Annotated in this window: 14 protein-coding genes; 4 read left to right on the forward strand and 10 right to left on the reverse strand. The window is 69.2% G+C overall.

The genetic code is table 11. The annotated features are described in order from the left end of the window. Positions 1–13 precede the first annotated feature (13 nt). Positions 14–388, forward strand: coding sequence for a phage protein NinX family protein (locus ACSHSS_RS06590; RefSeq protein WP_445544747.1), 375 nt, complete (start codon positions 14–16; stop codon positions 386–388). Between the two features lie 17 nt (positions 389–405). On the opposite strand, the gene ACSHSS_RS06595 is transcribed toward ACSHSS_RS06590, so the two are convergent. Next, entirely contained in the window at positions 406–1395 is a 990-nt protein-coding gene (locus ACSHSS_RS06595) for an ABC transporter substrate-binding protein (protein ID WP_105773445.1), read from the reverse strand. A gap of 264 nt (positions 1396–1659) precedes the next feature. Between ACSHSS_RS06595 and ACSHSS_RS06600 the strand changes: the two genes are divergently transcribed. Beyond that, entirely contained in the window at positions 1660–2604 is a 945-nt protein-coding gene (locus ACSHSS_RS06600) for an AEC family transporter (protein ID WP_155821956.1), read from the forward strand. A 41-nt stretch (positions 2605–2645) separates the two neighbouring features. Here the strand turns inward: ACSHSS_RS06600 and ACSHSS_RS06605 are convergent, their stop codons facing one another. Together ACSHSS_RS06605 and ACSHSS_RS06610 are read right to left on the reverse strand one after the other, a co-directional pair. Continuing rightward, the gene (locus tag ACSHSS_RS06605; RefSeq protein ID WP_445544748.1) at positions 2646–3803 is read right to left on the reverse strand and encodes a LysR family transcriptional regulator; all 1158 of its coding nucleotides are present in this window, start codon (positions 3801–3803) and stop codon (positions 2646–2648) included. A 413-nt stretch (positions 3804–4216) separates the two neighbouring features. Then, on the reverse strand, positions 4217–4555 hold the full coding sequence (locus ACSHSS_RS06610; protein WP_039218805.1) for a hypothetical protein: 339 nt from the start codon (positions 4553–4555) through the stop codon (positions 4217–4219). A 71-nt stretch (positions 4556–4626) separates the two neighbouring features. On the opposite strand from ACSHSS_RS06610, the gene ACSHSS_RS06615 reads away from it, so the two are divergent. Then, positions 4627–5178 (forward strand): DUF3005 domain-containing protein, encoded by a 552-nt coding sequence (locus ACSHSS_RS06615; protein ID WP_445544749.1) that lies wholly within the window; start codon positions 4627–4629, stop codon positions 5176–5178. Positions 5179–5256: 78 nt separating this feature from the next. On the opposite strand, the gene ACSHSS_RS06620 is transcribed toward ACSHSS_RS06615, so the two are convergent. The 3 genes from ACSHSS_RS06620 to ACSHSS_RS06630 are packed head-to-tail and all read right to left on the reverse strand — an operon-like array spanning position 5257 to position 7739. Next, entirely contained in the window at positions 5257–6024 is a 768-nt protein-coding gene (locus ACSHSS_RS06620; protein WP_039218802.1) for a DUF4397 domain-containing protein, read from the reverse strand. Continuing rightward, positions 6021–6380 carry a hypothetical protein gene (locus tag ACSHSS_RS06625; RefSeq protein ID WP_445544750.1) on the reverse strand — a complete coding sequence of 120 codons (360 nt, stop codon included), beginning with the start codon at positions 6378–6380 and terminating at the stop codon, positions 6021–6023. Before ACSHSS_RS06625 ends, ACSHSS_RS06620 begins: the two co-directional genes overlap by 4 nt. A 51-nt stretch (positions 6381–6431) precedes the next feature. Then, positions 6432–7739, reverse strand: a complete 1308-nt coding sequence (locus ACSHSS_RS06630; RefSeq protein ID WP_054317796.1) for an MFS transporter — start codon at positions 7737–7739, stop codon at positions 6432–6434. A gap of 509 nt (positions 7740–8248) precedes the next feature. Between ACSHSS_RS06630 and ACSHSS_RS06635 the strand changes: the two genes are divergently transcribed. Continuing rightward, positions 8249–8695 carry a MarR family winged helix-turn-helix transcriptional regulator gene (locus ACSHSS_RS06635; protein ID WP_006399733.1) on the forward strand — a complete coding sequence of 149 codons (447 nt, stop codon included), beginning with the start codon at positions 8249–8251 and terminating at the stop codon, positions 8693–8695. A 52-nt stretch (positions 8696–8747) separates the two neighbouring features. Here the strand turns inward: ACSHSS_RS06635 and ACSHSS_RS06640 are convergent, their stop codons facing one another. The 4 genes from ACSHSS_RS06640 to ACSHSS_RS06655 form a co-directional block, all read right to left on the reverse strand. Beyond that, entirely contained in the window at positions 8748–11039 is a 2292-nt protein-coding gene (locus tag ACSHSS_RS06640; protein WP_445544751.1) for a molybdopterin cofactor-binding domain-containing protein, read from the reverse strand. A gap of 221 nt (positions 11040–11260) precedes the next feature. After that, on the reverse strand, positions 11261–11932 hold the full coding sequence (locus tag ACSHSS_RS06645; protein ID WP_445544752.1) for an isochorismatase family protein: 672 nt from the start codon (positions 11930–11932) through the stop codon (positions 11261–11263). 11 nt (positions 11933–11943) lie between these two features. Then, the gene (locus tag ACSHSS_RS06650; protein WP_035954503.1) at positions 11944–12984 is read right to left on the reverse strand and encodes a 2,5-dihydroxypyridine 5,6-dioxygenase; all 1041 of its coding nucleotides are present in this window, start codon (positions 12982–12984) and stop codon (positions 11944–11946) included. A 36-nt stretch (positions 12985–13020) separates the two neighbouring features. Then, positions 13021–13851 carry an alpha/beta fold hydrolase gene (locus ACSHSS_RS06655; protein ID WP_006399738.1) on the reverse strand — a complete coding sequence of 277 codons (831 nt, stop codon included), beginning with the start codon at positions 13849–13851 and terminating at the stop codon, positions 13021–13023. Positions 13852–13853: the final 2 nt, after the last annotated feature.

A 13853-nucleotide genomic window follows, 5' to 3' on the forward strand; every position in this document is an offset into this window, starting at 1 on the left:
AGCGGAGGCGGGCATGCAAGTCGAGGACCTGACGGGCGCGGCGCTCGATTACTGGGTGGCGATGGCGATAGATCGCGCCGCGCCGCGCGTCGACGCGTCGGGCTGCACGGTGGCTGGCCAGCCGGGCGGCGCGCCCGTGCCGTTCGCGCCGTCGTCGTCATGGGCCGACGGCGGCCCGATCGTCGAGCGGCTGCCGTTCGCCGCGTTCGAGCGCGAGGGCGGTAGCGGCCCGTGGCGCGCCGTGCTGCATCGCGCGGTGCCGGCCGCGGGCGAGCGCTGCACGTTCAACCAGTCGGGGCCGACGCTGCTGGTCGCCGCAATGCGCACGCTGGTCGCCTCGACGTTCGGCGACGACGTGCCGGATCTCGACATGTCCAAGCCGCGCTGAGGGCTGAGCGCCGTGCGCTACGTCGCGGAAACGTTCGGTATCGCGATCGACGCGACATCGACCCGTTTCGGCAGGATCGCATCGGCCGCCGCGCGGTCCGCGACGCGCTGCAGCACGTCGATATCGGCACGCGACACGCTGCGCTGCGCGAGTGCCGCACGGCGCGCGATATCGGCGGCTGCATCGGGCGGCAGGCGCGTGAGCGACGCATAGACGCTCGCGTAGTCGGCCGGATGCGACAGCGCCCATTGACCGGCGCGCGTGAGCCGTGCGAGTACGTCGGCGAGCGCCGCGCGTTTCGCGCGATCGTTCAGCGTGTCGACCGGCGACGTGAGAAATGCGAGTCCCGAATTGATGCCGCTGCCGTCGCGCACGACGCGCGCACCGCGCCGCACCACATGGCCGTAGTACGGATCGAAGGTCGCCCAGATCGCGATCTGCTTGGCCTCGAACGCGGCGAACGCATCGACGGGCAGCACGAAGCGCACGTCGACGTCGGTCGGGGCGAGCCCGTGCTCGCGCAGCGCGCCGTACAGCTGATACTGCGAGATGCTGCCGCGCGCCGACGATACGACGACGGTGCGTCCCTTCAGGTCCGCGACCGTGCGCACCGGCGAGTCGGGCTGCACGACGATGCCGAGCGAGGTCGGCGAGCCGACGCGCGTCGCGACGATCCGCAGCGCCGGATCGCCAAGCGCGGCGGTCAGCACGGGCAGGTCGCCGGCCGGCGCGAGGTCGATCGCACCCGCGCGGTGCGCTTCGAACAGCGGCGCGGCGCCTTGAAAATTCGCCCAGCGGAACCGGTACGGCACGCCGTCGAGCACCCGTGCGGCTTCGGCGAGTGCACGCAGGCCGCCTGCCTGATCGCCGAGCACGAGCGTGACGCCCGACACATCGGTGCCGGCTGCGCGCACGGGTCGCGCAAGGCTGCCGGTCAGCGGTGCGGCGGCGACGGCCGCGACGCGCAGCAGTGCGCGGCGTCGGCTGCGGGACGGAGACGAATGCATGGCGGCGGGTCCTCGGTCATCCGCGCGGGGTGCGCGGCTGACGGGCAGATTACGGATTCGGCCTCGCGCAGACAAACATCGAATCGCGAAATGCATATTCGTACTGCGCCGCCGCGGCATTCGGCGGCCCGCACGCTGCATACAAGTTGCTTACACAACCGGTTGCGACAGGCGGGGCGAGCCGTGCTCATCGGCGTGCACATTGGACTCAGCCGCGCGGAACCATTAAGCTTGCGCGTTCCGGTTTCACGCAGCGTGTCCAAGATGTCATCGACGATCGAGATTCTGTTGCCCGTGTTCGGGCTGATCGCGGCAGGTTTTTTGTGCCGCAAGCGTGGCGTGCTCGGTCCGGCGGCCGCGTCCGAACTGAACCGGTTCGTCGTCTGGCTCGCGCTGCCCGCGCTGCTGTTCCAGATCATGGCGCAGGCCTCGTGGCATCAGCTCTATCAGCCGGCCTTCGTCGCGACGTTCGCGCTGACCTGCGCGGCCGTGTTCGGCGGCGTGCTCATATGGCGTGTGCTCGCCGGGCGGCCGCTCGCCGATGCGAGCATCGACGCGATCGCCGCGTCGTATCCGAACACCGGCTATCTCGGCTTTCCGCTGTGTCTGCTGGCCTTCGGCACCGACAGCCTGACGCCGACCACGATCGCGACGATTCTGGTCGCCTGCGTGCTGTTCGCCGGCGCTATCGTCGTCATCGAGATCGGGCTGCAGCGCGACCGCGCGCCGCTGAGGCTCATGTGGAAGGTCGTCGGCGCGCTGCTGCGCAATCCGCTGATCGTCGCGCCGCTCGCGGGCGTCGGTGTCGCGGCCGCCCACGTGACGCTCGCCGCGCCCGCGCAGACGTTCCTGAAGCTGCTCGGCGCGGCGGCCAGCCCGTGCGCGCTCGTGAGCCTCGGGCTGTTTCTCGCGGAGAAGCGCGAGGCATCCGGCGACACGCCGCGCGGCAGCATCGCGCTGACCGCGACGAAGCTCTTCGTCCAGCCCGCGCTCGCATGGTGGCTCGGCGTGCGCGTGTTCGCGCTGCCGCCGGTGCTCGCGCAGATCGCCGTCGTGCTCGCGGCGCTGCCGACCGGCACGGGGCCTTATATGCTCGCGGAATTCTATGGACGCGAAGCGCAGGTGACGTCGCGCACGATCCTGCTGTCGACGATCGGGTCGATCGTGTCCTTGTCGGTGCTGCTTGCGTTCGCGCGGCACACATCATAAGAAAGCGCAGCGGGCGTGCGATCGCGCGTACGGCGCGACGGTCAGTGCGGTTTCGACGCGATACGTGTGTGACGTGCGCAGCGCGCGGTCCGAATGGAGCGCGACGTGCAACGTGACGGACGGCCACCCGGCCGTGCGCGCGCAGGTTCGGACGTCGCGGCGGTCGATGCAGCCGACGTCGCCGCGGCAGGCAGCGCCGTGACGGCCGGCTGCGCAGCCTCGGCATCGAACCAACTGCGCGTCGCTTCGGCAATCAGCTCGCGCAGCCAGCGCACGCCGTCGACGCACGAACCCGCTTCGTTCCATGTGATCCGATAGCCGACCTCGGGCGGATCGGCCGGTAACGCGATGACGCACAGCGGCAGCAGTTTCGCGTAATGACATGCGAGCCGGTACGTCGTGGTCAGCACGAGGTCCGAGCGCACGAGCGCATGCGCGGCCAGCTCGAAGTGCGGCAGCGTGACGACGATGCGCCGCCGCAGTCCGACGCGCTCGAGTTGCCGGTCGATCGCACCGGACGCTTCGAGCCACGACGGCGTCGGGCAGAGCTGCGGCGCATCGGCGAATTCTGCGGCCGAGATCGCGCCGCGCCGCGCGAGCGGGTGCGTCGCGCGCATCAGGCACACGATCCGGTCGTCGAACAGCCGATCCTGCCGAAATCGCGCGCCGCGCGCGGGGCGATTGTCGATCACGACATCGAGTTCGCCGTTGGCGAGCGCGCGTTCGTCGTCGAAGCCGTCGCCGAGCGGATGAAACACGAGCTGCGCCTGCGGCGCACGTGCGCGGAACAGCGCGACGAGCTTCGGCACGAACAGCACGTTCAGATAGTCGGGGCAGCCGATCCGGTACGTGCGTACCGACGTACGCGCGTCGAAGCGCGGCTGCTGGAGCCGGATGAAGTCGATCACGCGCAGCGCATTGCGCAGCGGCTCGATCAGCCGGCCGCCGAACTCGGTCGGCACCATCCCGTAGCGGCTGCGCACGAGCAGCGGATCGCCGAGCAGCGTACGCAGCCGTTTCAGCGCGGCACTCGTCGCCGGCTGCGACATGTTCAGCCGCACGGCCGCGCGCGACACCGTGCGCTCGGTCAGCAGCACGAGCAGCATGCGCATCAGCCGCGCATCGAGCATGTCGAGCGTGTTTGCGGCGTCGGCGTCGGCGTCGCGCTCGGCGACGTGCGGTGCTACGCGCTCACGCATGTCGCGGTCCGTCGCGGCGATGCGCCGGCGCTAGCGCTGGCGCCGCGAGCGCGAGTGCGCAGTCGCGGGCCCGGCGCAGGACCACGCGGGGCCGCGTCGATTCGATGCGACGCGTCGCCAGCGCCGAGCACGATGCCTGCGCGACAGGCAGTTTCCAGTTGCACGCCGGTGTCTCCTTCCGTATCGGCAATCCGGCCCCGGTCGCGGCTGCAGACGGCGTTGCGCACCGCATCGTGACCGTTATGGTCGGGATTCGTTCGCGAGTATGGTGGGCGCGTCCCGCGATGGGAAATTAAATATTCGGCTGGCCCTCATCTGAAAAACGAATGGCCAGGCCGGTACGCGTATTGCTCGTGAACGAGTTCCCATCCACCGACATCAGCGGGAGGTGTCATGCAGCGATATTCATTTCGTCACGTATGCCGAGCCGTTTTCGCCGGCGTCCTGATCGCCGGCATGGCGGCAGGCGCAGGCTGCCAGAAGAAATCGGACAGCACGAGTTCCGACCAGACGTCGTCGGGCAGCATGTCGAACGCGCCGGCGACCGCGCCGTCGGGCACGCCGAGCAGCGGCGCGGCCGGCACCGGGGCCGATACCGGCGCGAGCATGCCGGGTGCGGCGTCGACGCCGAGCGGCGCGAGCGGCGGCTGACGGACGCGTCGCGGCGCGCGGCTCGCGCGCCGCTGCGACGGCCGGCCGGGGCGCGTCGACGCGCCGGGCCGCGCCGTGCCCGTCGCATGAAAGATTTGCAAGGACCGTGTAGCGATTCCCGGAGCGGCGTGCCGGCTCGGCGCCGGTGCGCGCAGCCGGGACAGGAGATGTGATGCAGAACGCCGAATCGAACCCTACCCCGAAACAGCAGCAGGAAACGATCGCGCAAAGCCCCGCGAAAACGCCGGCGGCCGGCCACGAAATGCCGAGCGCCGCCACCCAGGCGAAGGAGTTCGCGCAGCGGCCGCTATCGCCGGAGGCCGTCGCGGGCAAGGCGCCGACCGGCTTGCCGCCGATCGATCGAGATGCGCACGCGGTGGACAGCGGCGATCCCGTGCGCCGCGCAGGCGGCCGCATCGTCACGATCGACAACGCCAACATGGCGATGACGGACAACGCGGTCGACGTCGACGGCAAGGGCCTCGAAGCCCGGACCGGCGCGTCGAAGTGGCACGACAACGTGATTTATTCGAATGCGTCGCTCGACGAAAGCGTCGACACGCCGGACGAGGGGCTCGGCGGCATCGAAAGCCGCCCGGACGGCAACATGCCGCTGATCGCGACGCGCCCCGGCTGGCGCGTGCGTCACGTCGGCGATGTCGAAGTCCCGCATGGCGATTCGAGCCGCGCCGAGCACGTGATCTGTCTGGAACGGATCGAATAAGGAAGAAAGGAAGAAAGCCGCCCGCGCACCAGGCGATGCGCGGGCCGCGCTGCCGGTGGCAGCGCATCGTGGGCCCTGTTACTGCGGCCCGAGTTCCTGTGCGGACGTGTCGGCGTCGTTGCCTTGCGCGACGAGCACGTGAATGTCGTTCGGCGTGACGTCGCCGATACCGCCCGACGGAATCGTCACGATCAGCCAGTCCGCGTTGTTGTTCAGCGTGACCGGCGCGGTCTTCAGAATCGGCGATTTGCTGCCCGCCGTCGTCACGACGATCTGATAGGTGCCGCCGTTCAGATAGACCGAGTCCTGACCGGAAGGCGGCGATGCGTTCTGGTACGCGGCGCCTGTCAGCGTCGGGGTTTGCGTCGTGATGTCGGTGTTCGGCGGCACGACATAGACGTCGACGTTCTGCGCGTTCGGCGATGCGTTGAAGCTGCGCACGCGCGCCTTGTCGGAGAGCAGGCCCTTGTCATACGGATCGTCGACGACCGAAATCGCGGACGACGTGCTCGGCAGCGCGATCGTCGTGTAGTGATGGCCGTTCGCCGCATTGAACGACTGCGACGCGACCGTCGTGTTCGTTCCCGATACGTCGTAGCTCGCGGTCTGCCCGCCCGAATCGATGTCGTGATACCGCGTCACGCCCTTGTACGCGACGCCCGACGCGTCGACCTTCGCGTTCAGGTAGTAGTCGAGGTTCGGGCCGGCCGGCACCGCGTTGATGAAGCGCGCCTGCGGCTTCGAGATCCCGAGTTCGGTACCGAGGTCGTTGCCGTCGCCTCCCCCGCATGCGGCGAGTACGGAGATCACCGAGCACAGCGCCACCAAAGTTCGAATGGATTTCATGTCGTCCTCTCGTTCAGAAAACCTGCTTGCGATGCGGTCCTGCCGCGCGAATCGTTCGCGCGGGGCGCAACGCCGGGTTCAGGGAAGTAGTCGTCTGCCGGGTCGGCAGGCGCGACCAAGTCGCAAAGAGCGTGCCCGTTCGGCACGAGGACGAGTGAAACGGCGGCCGCGCGACGATGCGGCGGTGCGATGGCGATCGTGCGATCGCGCGTGCGTTCGGTGGCACGATGATGCGCGCGTGCGATCGTTCCGACGATTGTAAAAAGGTGGCGATGCAATGCGGCATGCAGCATCGCGTAAGTGGTCACGACACGCGAAACCGTTTTAAACGATCGTCTTTCCAGCGTTTCCCACATCGACGATCGATGCGCGCACAACGATGCCGTGACGTTGCGCGCGCATGCGTTTTACCGGTTCACGAGCTTGGCCGGATATGCGAGCGCGAGCGCGCAGCCGATCAGCATGCAAGCGGCGAACGCGTAGAGGCCCGCGCTCTGCGAGTGGAACGTGTCGCGCAGCCAGCCGATGAAGTAGGTGCTGCCGAATCCGCCGAGGTTCGCGATCGAGCAGGCGAACGCAATGCCGCCGGCGGCCGCCGATCCCTTGAGGAACGTCGACGGCAGCGCCCACACGACCGGCATCGCGGCGGCCGCGCCCGCGTTGATCAGCGAGAACAGCACGACGGTGCCGACCGTGCCGTGCGACGACGTCGCCGCGATCGCCAGCGCGACCGCCGACACGACGAACGGCACGACGATATGCCAGCGTCGTTCGCGTGCGCGGTCGGAGCTCGCGCCGCAATAGAGCGTCGCGAGGACGGCCGCCGCGTTCGGAATCACCATCAGCCAGCCGATGTGATAGGCGTCCTTCACGCCGGTGTCGCGCAGGATCGTCGGCAGCCAGAAACTCACGGCGTACAGCCCGAGCAGCACGCACAGGTCGATCAGCCCGAGCGCCCATACCTTGGGATCGGAGAACGCACGACCGAGCGCGTGGCTCTTGTTCCCCGACGGATCGCGATCGAGGTTGGCGCGCAGTACGCGCTTCTCGTCGTCGTTCAGCCATTGCGCGGACTCGATCCGGTTCGGCAGCCAGCGGAGCACCGCGAAGCCGAGCAGTACCGACGGCAGCGCTTCGAGCAGGAACAGCCACTGCCATCCGCCGAGCCCGTGCACGCCGTCGAACGCCCGCATGATCCAGCCGGAGATCGGGCTGCCGATCATGCTCGACAGCGGCAGGCCGACCATGAACAGCGCGACGATCCGCGCGCGACGCGCGTCCGGATACCACTGCGTCAGATACAGCAGCACGCCCGGCAGGAAACCGGCTTCCGCGGCGCCGAGCAGGAAACGCACGACATAGAACTGCATCGGCGTCTGCACGAACATCGTCGCGCCCGACAGCAGCCCCCACGTGATCATGATTCGTGCGATCCACAGCTTCGCGCCGACACGTTGCAGGATCAGGTTGCTCGGCACCTCGAACAGGATGTAGCCGCCGAAGAACAGGCCGGCGCCGAGCCCGTACACGGCATCGCTGAACTTCAGCGCGTCGAGCATCTGCAGCTTCGCGAGCCCGATGTTGATGCGGTCGAGATACGCGGCGAAATAGCACAGACAGAACAGCGTGATCAGGCGCAGCGTGACCTTGCGGTAGAGCGCGCCGTGCTGCGCGTCGTCGGCGGCGACGGCGGCACTCGGGTGGGCGGTAGACATGGGATAACCCCTGTTCGTAAGTGACGGAGGAAATGGCTCGAGGGTCGACGCGAGCGTGCTTCGGCGCGCGCTTGAGTCTGTATAGCACGCCAATTAAAGAGCGTACACACTATAAAATAAGAAATCTCGGCGGGCTCCGGAAGCGCAGCGCGCGACAGGCGGAAAGGTATCGAAAACACTGGTGTAAACGCGATATTCGGCTGAGTTTCGTTGGGAATGATTGGCACCGTTACGAGGCACGAAGCGTGCAGGAAAATTGTATGACTACGCTCGAAAATGGCGCGTGTACGCTGGATCGGGGGCGCGGCGTAGCGATGCGTGCGATTCATGCACCGAACGCGCCGGAGTCGCGCGGCGCTCGTTACACCGCGATGCGCGCGCCAGCCGCACGCATCGCGCCGCCGTCTGTTGACGCACCGCAATGAAGCATCGCCATGCACCGCTTGCGCCGATTTGAGGGTGTACACTCCATGTCTTTCCGTTTTCATGCGGTGCGAGCCGCGACTTTCATGGCGTCTTCCAGGGATTCCTACGACTTTCACGACCAGATCGGGCACTTGCTGCGCCGCGCGTATCAGCGACACGTCGCGATCTTCCAGGAAGCGATTCCGGATTCGGATCTGACGGCCGCGCAGTTCGTCACGCTGTGCGCGGTGAAGGAGCGGCAGGCGAGTTCGCTGAACGACATCGTGAAGGCGACCGCGATCGACCAGGCGACGATACGCGGCGTCGTCGAGCGGTTGAAGACGCGCGCGCTGATCGAGGTGTTGCCCGATCCGAACGATGGCCGCAAGCTGCTCGTGCGTGCGACGGCCGCCGGCCTCGCACTGATCGACCGCACGGTGCCGTTCGCGCGTCAGGTGACGGAACGCACGTACGGGACGCTCAATCCGGGCGAGCGCGTCGCGCTGCAGTTTCTGCTGCGCAAGATGATGGACGAAGAGGGCGCCGAGTGACGCGTGATCGGCGCGTTCCGTTCGCGGTCACCTCGATCGCGACGAACGGCGGCTAGGTGGTATCGGCCGCCGCGCGCGTGCCGGCCGCCTCGCCCGCGAGCAAGCGGCCGGCGTCGCGCAGTCCGGCGCGAATCGTCTCCGGCGTAAAAGGCGGCGCGTAGAACCGCACGCCGGTCGCGTCGAACAGCGCGTTCGCGACCGCGGCTGGCCCCGGCACCGACGCCGATTCGCCGGCACCGAGCGGCGGTTCGCCCTGTCGCGGCATCAGCACGACGTCGACGTCCGGCACTTCCGCGAAGGTCAGGATCGGATAGCTGGCCCATTCGCGCGACGCGACCTTGCCGTCGGCGAAGCGCACGCGCTCCTTCAGCGTGCGGCTCAGCACCTGGATCACGTTGCCGTGAATCTGATGGCGCACGCCGTCCGGATTGATCATCGTGCCGGTGTCCTGTCCGACCGTCACGCGCTCGACGCGGATCTCGCCGGTCACGCGATCGACGCTCAGATCCACGATCCACGCAGACCACGCCGCGCCGAAACCGGGAAAGCGGCTGTGCACGTAGCGCGCGTACGCGATGCCGCGCCCGCGTACGACGCGCGCCGGATCGGGATCGCGGCGTACGTGCGGCGCCCAGCCCGCGCGTTCGGCCACGGCATGCAGCAATTCGATCGCGCGCGCGTCCTGCAGATGGCGAATGCGGAACGCAAGCGGATCGACGCCCGTCAGCGCCGCACATTCGTCGACGAACGCATCGTGCGCGAACGAGTTCGGCAACGCCGAGACGCCGCGCAACCACGACGCGCGCACGAGCGGCGCGAGATCCTCGCAGACGAAGCGCCGATGCGCGCAGACATACGGCGACACGGCCGTGCGGTCGCCCATCTCGAACACGCGCGGCTCGGGTGCGATCGTGCCGCTCAGCAGCGCGGCAAGCAGCGGCGCGTCGTTCGACGGGTAGCGCGTCGCGAAGTCGTAGCCGACGAGGCGGCCGTCGCGCGATACGGTGCCCGTCACGCGCATCTGCTGGCCCGCGCCTTTCGGTTCCCACAGATGCTCGTCCGCACGCATCAGCTGCACGCGCACCGGGCGCCCGACCGCGCGCGACAGCAGCAGCGCATCGCCGCAGACGTCGTCGGCGCCGTTGCGGCCGTAGCAGCCGGCCGCTTCCATCCGCACGATGTCGATATCGGCTTCGTCGCGCGCGACGAGCGTCGCGAGGTCGTAGCGCAGCGACACCGGGTTCTGCGTGCCGGACCATACGGTGATGCGCCCGTCGCCGGGTGCGCGATAGTCGGCGACCGCGCACGACGGTCCGATCGACGCATGCATCTGGAACGGCCACGTATAGGTGCGCGTCAGCGTGAGCGTGTCGGGCAACGTGCGGGCGGCTTCGACGTCGCCTTCGTCGAGCAGCAGGCGCGGCTTCGCGGGCGCGGCGGCGATCGCCGCCGCCGGATCGTCGAGCGGCGGCAGCGGCGGATGCGGGCGCCATACGACGCGCAGCTGCCGCGCGGCGCGGATCGCGTGCTCCTCGCGCTCGGCGACGACGCCGACGAAGTCGCCGATCGTCACGACCGCGACGAGCCCCGGCACGTCGGCCACCGACGTGCGGTCGACGTCGAGCAGCGACGCGCCGACGAATGGGCCGCTGTCGTGGCCGGCATACGGCGGCCGCACGACGCGGCCGTGCAGCATGCCGGGCACGCGCACGTCGTGCACGAACGTGAGTTCGCCGGTCGCTTTCGCGGGCAGGTCGACACGCGGCGACGCGCGGCCGACGATGCGGTACTGCGCCGGATCCTTCGTGCGCGTGTGCGGGTCGAGCGTCAGCGCGATGCGGCGCTGCGCGACGAGTTCGGCGTAGCTTGCCCGGCGCAGCACGCCGCTGCGGTCGACGGCCGAGATCGTGCCGTCGTCGACGCGCAGTTGCCCGGCATCGACGCCGAACCGCTCGGCGGCCAGCGCAAGCAGCGCATGTCGCGCCTGTGCGGCGGCGCAGCGCAGCGGTGCGGCCGAAATCTGGATCGTCGCGCTCGCGATGGTCGGGCCCTGGTTCGGCGTCGCGGCCGTATCGCCGAGCACCATGGTCACGCGCGCGGCCGGCACGTCGAGTTCCTCGGCGACGATCTGCGCGAGCGACGTGCGGATGCCGGTGCCGAGGTCGACGTGACCGTTGAAGGCGAGGATGCGACCGTCGTCGACGATCGCGACGAATACTTCGGGCAGCGCCGGCACATAGGACGACAGGCTGCCCGGCTGGCCGGGCGCCGGCTTCACCGGCGGTGCGGGCGGCCGAATCACGGTCAGGCAGCCGGTGCGCGCGAGCAGTTCGGAGCGGTTCACGGAGCAGGTGTCCTGGGTGGCGGCGCGGCGGGTGCCGCGCGAAAGTCGTTCGTGACGGTGCGCGGCACGATCGCCGCGTCGTTGCCGGGCCATTCCCGAACGATTCGCGCGGCCGCCCGATCGACTCTAGGCGGCCAAAAACGCGGCGTCAAAGGCGGATGTGGCCGGCGTCGAGCGCGTCGCGATCGGTGCGGCGCAGTTCGGCCGCGATGCGCATCGGCTCAGCGCGCGGGCGCGTGCGTCGCATGTGTCGCGTCCATCGCATCGATCGCCGCGATCGCATCGTCGAGCGGCATCACGGCCGCATATTTCTGCTGCATGTCGAACAGATTCGCTTCGTGCGGTGCGATCGCCCGATCGCCGACGCAATCGGCGAGCACGAGCGGACGGAACCCGTGCGACATCGCGTCGACGACGCTCGCGCGCACGCAGCCGCTCGTCACCGCACCGGCGACGAGCAGCGTCTGCACCGCGCGCTGCGCGAGCCAGGGCGCGAGCTGCGTGCCGAAGAACGCGGACGGCACGGTCTTGCGCACGACGAGCTCGCCGCGCGCGGGCGTCAGTTCCGGCACGATCGCGCTGTTCGGGTGGTGCTCGGTCAGCGTCGCCATGCCGGGCACCTTCAGCGAGAACACGTTGTCGTCGCTGCCGTCGTCTGCATAGACGATCCGGCTGTGCGCGACCGGCCAGCCGCGTTGCCGGGCGATCGCGAGCGCCTGCGTCGTGCGCGCGATCGCCGGCGCGATGTTGCCGCCGCCGAACGTCGCCGGATCGGCGAACCCGACGACGAAGTCGACGATCAGCAGCGCGAGATTGCCCTGCGGCGGCAACGGCGTGCCGAAACCCTGTTCGCGGTACACCTGCGCTTCGGCGTGGTGGGAGAGGTCGTTCATCGTGGGTCTCGTCAGGCGGGTTGGTCCGTCACGCGCCCGTCGCGCACGACGGCGTGGCCGTCGAGTTCGACCGTGCAGCGGCGCAGCGGGATGTCGATGTGGCACGTCGTCGTGCGGCTGCCGCCGCCTTCGTTGTTCGGGCCGAGCGAGAACAGGAAGTTGCCCTCGAAGGCGCGCGCGTCCATGCCGATCGTCGCTTCGCGGTCGTAGAGACCGAGCGTCGACCAGCGCGCGCGCGGCTGCAGCCCCCAGCCGATATGCGAGATCGCATAGCCTTCGGGATCGGCGAACGTGTCCATGTAGTCGCGCAGCAGATCGGCGTCGACGCCGCCTTCGATGCGCGTCGCATAGCCGCCCTCGACGGTCAGCACGATCGGCTCGCTCACGTAGTGCTTCTGCGGCAGCAGGATGTCGCCGCGATCGATGACGATCGTGCCGCGCGCCGTGCGATCGTTCGGGTAGGTGAGCGCGAAGCCGCTCGGCCAGTGATCCCAGCGGCCCGGCGCGTCGACGAAGCCGTACTCGGCCGTCGGCGCGAAATCGCCGAGCGGGCAGACGAACGCGGTGCCGGCGGCCGAGCTCACGCGCATCTCGCGCGCGGCGGCAATCTGCTTCGTCGCGGCCAGCACACGCGCGCGATCGGCGAGCGTCGGCACCATGCGCACCAGCACTTCGGGCGGCTCGACGGCGAGCAGGATCTTCGTGCCGGACTTCAGGATGTCGTGCTGCTCCGGCGAGAACAGCAGCGTCATCAGGTCGAGCACGAGATCGCTCGCCTGCAGCGCCGCGATCGCGGCGCGGTTGCCGGTCAGCGGCGTCGTGCCGAGGTACGCAAGCGGATCGCGGCTGAATGCCTTGTCGCCGTTGACGGGCGGCAGGTCGAGCCGGTTCACGATCGCGCCCATCGATTGCGTCGCGATCAGCGCGCACGACAGCGTCTGAGGATGGGTGGCCGCGCTCGTCAGGATCGTGACGGTCTGGCCCGGTTCGAGGCGCGACAGCGTGAGCACCTGCTTCCACGCGTCGATCAGTTGGGTGTCGCTGACTGGCATCGTCGGCTCCGGTAAAGGCGTGAGGGAAAGACGGCGTCAGGCCGCGAGCGGCGCGCCGAGGAAGTCGCCGAACGCCGCATAGAAGCCGCGTGCGTTGTCCCACGGAATCATGTGGCCGGCATCGGGCACGCGCACGTGCCGCATCGACGGCGTCGCGCGCTGCAGTTCCGCGACGTCGTCGTCGCGTACCACGTCGCCACGCTCGGCCGTGATCAGCAGCGACGGCACCGCGAGCTGCGCGGCGTCCGCGTGGAAGTCGTCGGTGTGAAAGCCTTCGTACGAGGCGCGCACCGCGCGCTCGTCGCAGGTATGCAGCCACTCGGCGCGCAGCTGCCGCTCCGCGTCGGTCCACGTCGGGCAGAACGCGCGCATCCCTTCGGCGTCGGTGCCCGCACGTGCGAGCGCGATCGAATCGATGTACCACGGCAGCTTGCCCGGATACGCGCGGCGGCCGGGGCCCGACACGGGCGGATCGACGAGCACGACCGATTCGAGCCCGCGGATGCCGCGCCGCGCGGCGCGTGCGGCGATGCGCGCGCCCATCGAATGGCCGACGAGGCTCGTGCGCGACAGGCCGAGCGCGGCGACCAGCGCCGCGACGTCGTCGGCCTGCGCATCGAGGCTGTAGTCGAGCGTGGGCGACGCGTCGGAGAGCCCGCGGCCGCGCACGTCGAGCACGTACGTATCGAACGCGGCGCCGAACACTTCGCCGACGAAGCCCCACGTGATCGCAGGGCTCGTGATGCCGGGAATCAGCACGATCGCCGCACGCGTCGCGCGCGCGCCGGTTGCGCCGCCGTAGCGCAGGTAGTGTTGGCGAATGCCGTTGGCGCGTACGTTCGCGCCGTACAGGAAAGTCGAGGACATCG

The organism is Burkholderia sp. BC1, from assembly GCF_052683555.1.

Bases quoted from the DNA above. Each gene is read 5' to 3' on its own strand.
- ACSHSS_RS06635 (WP_006399733.1), top strand. From the start codon at position 8,249: ATGGCGTCTTCCAGGGATTCCTACGACTTTCACGACCAGATCGGGCAC.
- ACSHSS_RS06645 (WP_445544752.1), bottom strand. From the start codon at position 11,932: ATGAACGACCTCTCCCACCACGCCGAAGCGCAGGTGTACCGCGAACAG.
- ACSHSS_RS06605 (WP_445544748.1), bottom strand. From the start codon at position 3,803: ATGCGTGAGCGCGTAGCACCGCACGTCGCCGAGCGCGACGCCGACGCC.
- ACSHSS_RS06595 (WP_105773445.1), bottom strand. From the start codon at position 1,395: ATGCATTCGTCTCCGTCCCGCAGCCGACGCCGCGCACTGCTGCGCGTC.
- ACSHSS_RS06600 (WP_155821956.1), top strand. From the start codon at position 1,660: ATGTCATCGACGATCGAGATTCTGTTGCCCGTGTTCGGGCTGATCGCG.
- ACSHSS_RS06650 (WP_035954503.1), bottom strand. From the start codon at position 12,984: ATGCCAGTCAGCGACACCCAACTGATCGACGCGTGGAAGCAGGTGCTC.
- ACSHSS_RS06630 (WP_054317796.1), bottom strand. From the start codon at position 7,739: ATGTCTACCGCCCACCCGAGTGCCGCCGTCGCCGCCGACGACGCGCAG.
- ACSHSS_RS06590 (WP_445544747.1), top strand. From the start codon at position 14: ATGCAAGTCGAGGACCTGACGGGCGCGGCGCTCGATTACTGGGTGGCG.
- ACSHSS_RS06615 (WP_445544749.1), top strand. From the start codon at position 4,627: ATGCAGAACGCCGAATCGAACCCTACCCCGAAACAGCAGCAGGAAACG.
- ACSHSS_RS06655 (WP_006399738.1), bottom strand. From the start codon at position 13,851: ATGTCCTCGACTTTCCTGTACGGCGCGAACGTACGCGCCAACGGCATT.
- ACSHSS_RS06620 (WP_039218802.1), bottom strand. From the start codon at position 6,024: ATGAAATCCATTCGAACTTTGGTGGCGCTGTGCTCGGTGATCTCCGTA.
- ACSHSS_RS06625 (WP_445544750.1), bottom strand. From the start codon at position 6,380: ATGTGGGAAACGCTGGAAAGACGATCGTTTAAAACGGTTTCGCGTGTC.